The sequence below is a fragment of the Burkholderiales bacterium genome (genome assembly GCA_013695435.1).
In the GTDB taxonomy this organism is placed as follows: domain Bacteria; phylum Pseudomonadota; class Gammaproteobacteria; order Burkholderiales; family JACMKV01; genus JACMKV01.
On the sequence record JACDAM010000090.1, the window covers coordinates 1 to 5,181 of the forward strand.

4 protein-coding genes are annotated in these 5,181 nt (G+C 59.7%); all 4 read left to right on the forward strand.

Translation table 11 applies throughout. The features are described from left to right. The first annotated feature begins 3 nt into the window (after window positions 1-3). The 4 genes from H0V78_05375 to H0V78_05390 all read left to right on the forward strand — a co-directional run bounded on the left by H0V78_05375 (window position 4) and on the right by H0V78_05390 (window position 5,049). The gene (locus H0V78_05375) at window positions 4-1,905 is read left to right on the forward strand and encodes a CBS domain-containing protein (protein MBA2351222.1); all 1,902 of its coding nucleotides are present in this window, start codon (window positions 4-6) and stop codon (window positions 1,903-1,905) included. 131 nt (window positions 1,906-2,036) lie between these two features. Next, complete coding sequence (locus tag H0V78_05380) at window positions 2,037-2,609, forward strand: 3'-5' exonuclease (protein MBA2351223.1); 573 nt, start codon at window positions 2,037-2,039, stop codon at window positions 2,607-2,609. A 206-nt stretch (window positions 2,610-2,815) separates the two neighbouring features. Further along, a complete protein-coding gene (locus H0V78_05385) occupies window positions 2,816-3,139 on the forward strand; it encodes a DUF485 domain-containing protein (protein ID MBA2351224.1) in 324 nt (107 codons plus the stop codon). Further along, window positions 3,136-5,049 carry a cation acetate symporter gene (locus tag H0V78_05390; protein MBA2351225.1) on the forward strand — a complete coding sequence of 638 codons (1,914 nt, stop codon included), beginning with the start codon at window positions 3,136-3,138 and terminating at the stop codon, window positions 5,047-5,049. The genes H0V78_05385 and H0V78_05390 overlap by 4 nt, the downstream gene beginning before the upstream one ends. Window positions 5,050-5,181 lie beyond the last annotated feature (132 nt).

Genomic DNA, 5,181 nt, shown 5'->3' on the forward strand with positions numbered 1-5,181 from the left:
ACGATGACCTCCACCTCCAACATGGCCCTCAGCCTGATCGATGCGACCATCGACCGGCTGACCCGGCACGCGCCGTTCGACGGCATGGAGCGGGCGGATCTACAGTTTCTGGCGGCGCGTCTCAAGATCGCTTATTTTTCGTCCGGCACCGTCATTCTCGAGCCCGCGCCAGACGCTCCCGATTTTCTATACATCATCAAGCAAGGCGCGGTGCTGACCGAGGGCGTCTCAGGGGATTCCGGGTCAGCTCTGGGGCTACACGAAGGCGAGTGCTTCCCGATAGGCGCACTGCTGTCGAGTCGTGCGGTTACCAGCGTCTATCGCGCTTCGCAAGACACGTTTTGCTATCTGTTGACGCGCGCTGCGTTCAATGAGCTGATGCAGCGATCCCCCATTTTCCAGTCGTTCTGTACGCAGCGCATTGCCCACATGTTGCAAAACGCCCTCACCAGCGTGCAGGCTGATGCCGTGCTGCAAAGTAGTCAGGCGCCTCTCACGCGTCGGCTCGCGCAGGCAGTGGGCGAAGCGCCTTTTACCTGCGACGAAAGCACACCGATCCGGGCGGCGCTGGAACTCATGTATCGCGAGGGGGCAGGTTCGATTCTGGTGACCCGGGGCGAAGCGCAGCTGGCCGGCATTTTTACATTGCGCGATCTACTTGGCCGGGTAACCTTGGCCGGCGCGCCCCTTAGCGCGCCGATCGCCAGCGTGATGACGCCCGATCCGATCACCTTGCCGCCCGAAGCTTTCGCCTTCGAAGCGGCGCTTGCCATGACCCGGCACGGCATTCACCGCGTCGTCATCGCCGACGGTGGCAAACCAATCGGCGTGGTCTCCGAGAAGGATCTGTTTTCGTTACAGCGCATCGGCCTCACCGAAATCAGCCTGGCGTTACGCACCGCCGCTACGCTTCCGACTCTGGTTTCACTCGCAGGCGACATCCGTGGACTGGCGCGCAACCTGCTCGCACAAGGCGTCAGCGCCGCGCATCTGACACAAATTCTCTCGATGCTGAATGACCTACTGTCGCAGCGCGTGATCGAACTGGAGCTGCAGGCCGCTGGCCTCGATGTCTCGTGCTTCTGCTGGATCGCACTCGGCAGTGAAGGGCGGCGCGAGCATACGCTAGCGTCCGATCAGGACAACGGCATCATTTTCGCCGATCCGGCCGAGGGCGACGAAGACGCCATGCGCGACCAGCTGGTTCCGGTGGCGCGGCGCATCAACGAAGCGCTCGCGCAGTGTGGCTTCCCGCTTTGCCGCGGCGAAGTGATGGCGAGCAACCGCAAGTGGTGCTTGAGCCTCGCCGAGTGGAAGGCTGCGTTCCAGCAATGGATCTTGCAGGGCGATCCGGAGTCGCTGCTCAACGCCACTATCTTTTTCGATTTTCGCCCGCTTCACGGCGACGCCCGTCTCGCCGAAGCGCTGCGCGCGTGGCTGAACCAGGCGGCAGCCGATAACGACCGCTTCCTCTATCAGATGGCCGGGAATGCACTGACCAATCGGCCGCCGTTGGCCATAGTGCGGGATTTTGCGGTCTCCCAAGATGCAGAGCATCCGGGCACCATCGATCTCAAAGTCAATGGCGCCGGCGTGTTTGTCGAGACTGCCCGTATCTTCGCATTGGCGCACGGTGTGTCGCACACCAGCACCGCCGACCGACTTCGCCAGACCGCGCTTCGGCGCAATTCTCCCACGGCGGAATCGGAGGCGTGGGTGGAGGCTTTCCAGTTCGTTCAGCTTATGCGGCTACGACACCAGCAGCGGCAACTGGCGCGCAACGCCGCGCCGGACAATCATGTCGATCCGGATACGCTGAACCCGCTCGATCGGCGCATTCTCAAGGAATCGCTGCGCCTGGCCAAGACTTTGCAAAACCGGCTCGCGCTCGATTACCGTCTATGACTTGGCTATCCAACCTGGCACATCGGTTCGACAGGCCTGCGGAACTCGATGCCGAGACAAGGACGCGGGTGGGCGCGTGGCGGGCGAGTCGCGCCGGCGACCTGAAGAAGCCGCTGTCCCAAACGCGATGGGTGGTCGTCGATACGGAGACCACAGGGCTCGACCCAACGCGTGACCGACTGCTCTCCATCGGTGCGTGCGCGATTACCGATCGCGCACTGGCGCTCGACGACAGCTTCCTGGTGGCGATTCGCCAGACGCGAGTCAGTGCTGATGAAAACATTTTGATCCACGGCATTGGCGGTCAGACGCAGTTAAGCGGCATGGACGAAGCCGAGGCACTCGGACGCTTCCTCGAATACGCCGGGCGCGACATTCTGGTGGCTTATCATGCGACCTTCGACCAGCAAATGCTGGCGGTTGCAATGCGCGAGCGCATAGGCGTGGCGTTCAAGCCTAAATGGCTCGATGTGGCTAAACTCTGCGACGTGCTTTTTCCGGCCAAGGCCCGCGAAATCAAGCATCTGGACGACTGGCTCGAGCACTTCGGCATCGTTCAGCATGCGCGCCACAATGCGGTTGCCGATGCTTTCTGCACGGCGGAATTATTGCTCGTACTGCTTGCTGAAGCCGAACGTCAGGGTATGATGAGCACGCAGTCGTTGGTCCGCGCAGAACACCTCCACCACTGGCTGAAACGCTGAGGCTCGCCCGTACCGATGCCTTGTCTGGATGACAGTGTTACCAAATACCGAAGCATAAGCGCCCCGCTTTTCTACATCCCAATCCATGTTGCGCCGATCGTTTTTCAGTCGTTCGTATACTTTTTCTCGATCGGGTCCACGCTTCGTAATAGCTCCAAGCCGACCCATAATGGGTTGGCATGTAGTTAAACCAGGAGGAGAGCGAAATGAGTACCGCAGGCACGAATTGGTCTCGAATAGACGCGGATCCGCGTTTCCGAAAATTGCATGCCAAAAAAAGTTCGTTTCTTTGGGGCCTTATGGCCTTCTCGGTCATCTTCTACTTTTTGCTCCCTATCGGCGCTGGATATTTCAGCGATATCTTCAAAATCAAGGTGTGGGGCGTCATGAACTTTGGGCTATTGTTCGCCATGACCCAATTCGTGGTTGCCTGGGTGATCGCGTTTGCCTACTCGCGTAAAGCCGCCCAATTCGACGCCATGGCCGAAGAAATCATCCGGGACCAACAAAGGATGGGAGGAAAACCATGAACATCGCAAAAGTATTTTCCGTTGGCTTGACTGGTCTGGTGTTCGGGCTGGCCGGCAGTTACGCGTTCGCGCAAGCCACGGGAGCCGTCGAGTCGAAGTATCGCTGGCTGACCTTCGCGGTGTTCGGCGCGATTATTGCGCTGACCATGTATATCACCTACCGCGCCGCCAAGCGCACCAAAACGGCGGCGGATTTCTACACCGCCGGCGGCGGCATGACCGGCATTCAGAACGGCTGGGCGATTGCGGGGGATTATCTGTCAGCCGCGTCGTTCCTTGGCATCGCCGGACTCATTTCGCTGAACGGCTACGACGGCTTTATGTACTCGGTAGGCTGGCTGGTCGCCTACATCACCGTGCTGCTGGTGATTGCGGAACCGTGCCGTAACATCGGCAAATACACGATGGGCGACATCCTTGCGTTCCGCAACAATCCTAAGACCGTCAGGACAGTCATGGCGCTTTCGACCATTACCGTCTCGACCTTTTATCTGACCGCGCAGATGGTCGGCGGCGGCGTGCTGGTGAAGACGCTGATCGGAATCGACTATGAAATCTCGGTAATTGTGGTCGGCATTCTGATGCTCGCCTATGTGGTATTTGGCGGCATGGTGGCGACCAGCTATGTGCAGATCATCAAGGCCATTCTGCTGGTTATCGCTTCGCTGGTGATGGTGACGCTGATCTGGAGCCAGTACGGCTTCAGCTTTCCGGGTTTTCTTCAGGCGGCGGTCAACGATCCGGGCATTCAAGGTCGCGTGGCGACTTTGCTCGGTGACGCCTCGAAAAACATGACGCCGGAGCAATTGGGTCAGCGTTTCCTCGAGCCCGGTCTGCTGTTCAAGGATCCGATCGATCAGATCTCGCTGGGGATGGCGCTGGTGCTCGGCACCGCCGGGTTGCCGCACATTTTGATGCGTTTCTTTACCGTACCGACGGCTCAGGCAGCGCGTAAATCCGTTATCTGGGCGATGGCGATCATCGGCGGCTTTTACGTGTTGACGCTGTTTCTCGGTTTGGGCGCAGCGATGAAAGTCGGTCCGTCCAATATCATCGCGGTCGATAAAGGCGGCAATATGGCAGCCCCGCTACTCGCGCAATTTTTAGGCGGGGGCGCCGACTCCCTGCTCGGCAATCTGATGCTCGCCTTCGTGGCGGCGGTCGCTTTCGCGACTATTGTCGCGGTCGTGGCCGGCCTGGTGCTCGCCGCCGCTTCGGCCATGTCTCACGACATCTGGGTAGGCGTGATAAAAGGCGAAAACGCGACTTCGGAAGAAGAGGTGAAGGCGGCGCGTATTTGCTCGGTGATCGTCGGCGTCATTGCGATCACCATCGGAATACTCGCCAAAGGCCAGAATGTGGCGCACCTGGTGGCGCTGGCTTTTGCGGTCGCGGCCTCGGCCAACCTTCCAGTGATCCTGCTGACGCTTTACTGGAAGAGATGCAACACCGGTGGCGTGGTGGCCGGACTCGTGCTCGGAACGCTAACGGCAATCGCGCTGGTGCTGGTGTCGCCCAACATGACGTATCCGAAAGCTGCCAAAGCTGCCGCGCAAAAGGTGATTGACGCAGCACCGGCGAGGATGGCAAAGCTGCAGGCCGACCTGGCTGCTGCAACAGATCCGAACAGAAAGGCGATTGTCCAAAAAGCGCTAGCCGGCGTCGACAAGGACGTGACCGTGGCGCAAGACACGATGAAGCGATTGGCAAACGACAACACCAGCATAGTGGGTCTCGAAGAACCGCTGTTCAAGCTGAAGAATCCCGGGATCATCTCGATTCCTGTGGGATTTCTGGCGGTTTTCCTGGGCTCTTTGTTCTATCGCGATAAGCGCGCCGAGGATATGTGGGACGAACTGTACGTACGGTCAAACACGGGTATGGGCCGTGCCGGCGCCGCCGCGCATTGATCGGGCAGGCGGCATAACACACTTTGCCCGCAAGTTGGGGCGACGAGCGTCGGGCACGAGAGTCGTTTCGCGGACAAAATCCGGTCACATTGGGTGTGGACGACAACCCCTGCCTGGCGCGCTCGCCATGTC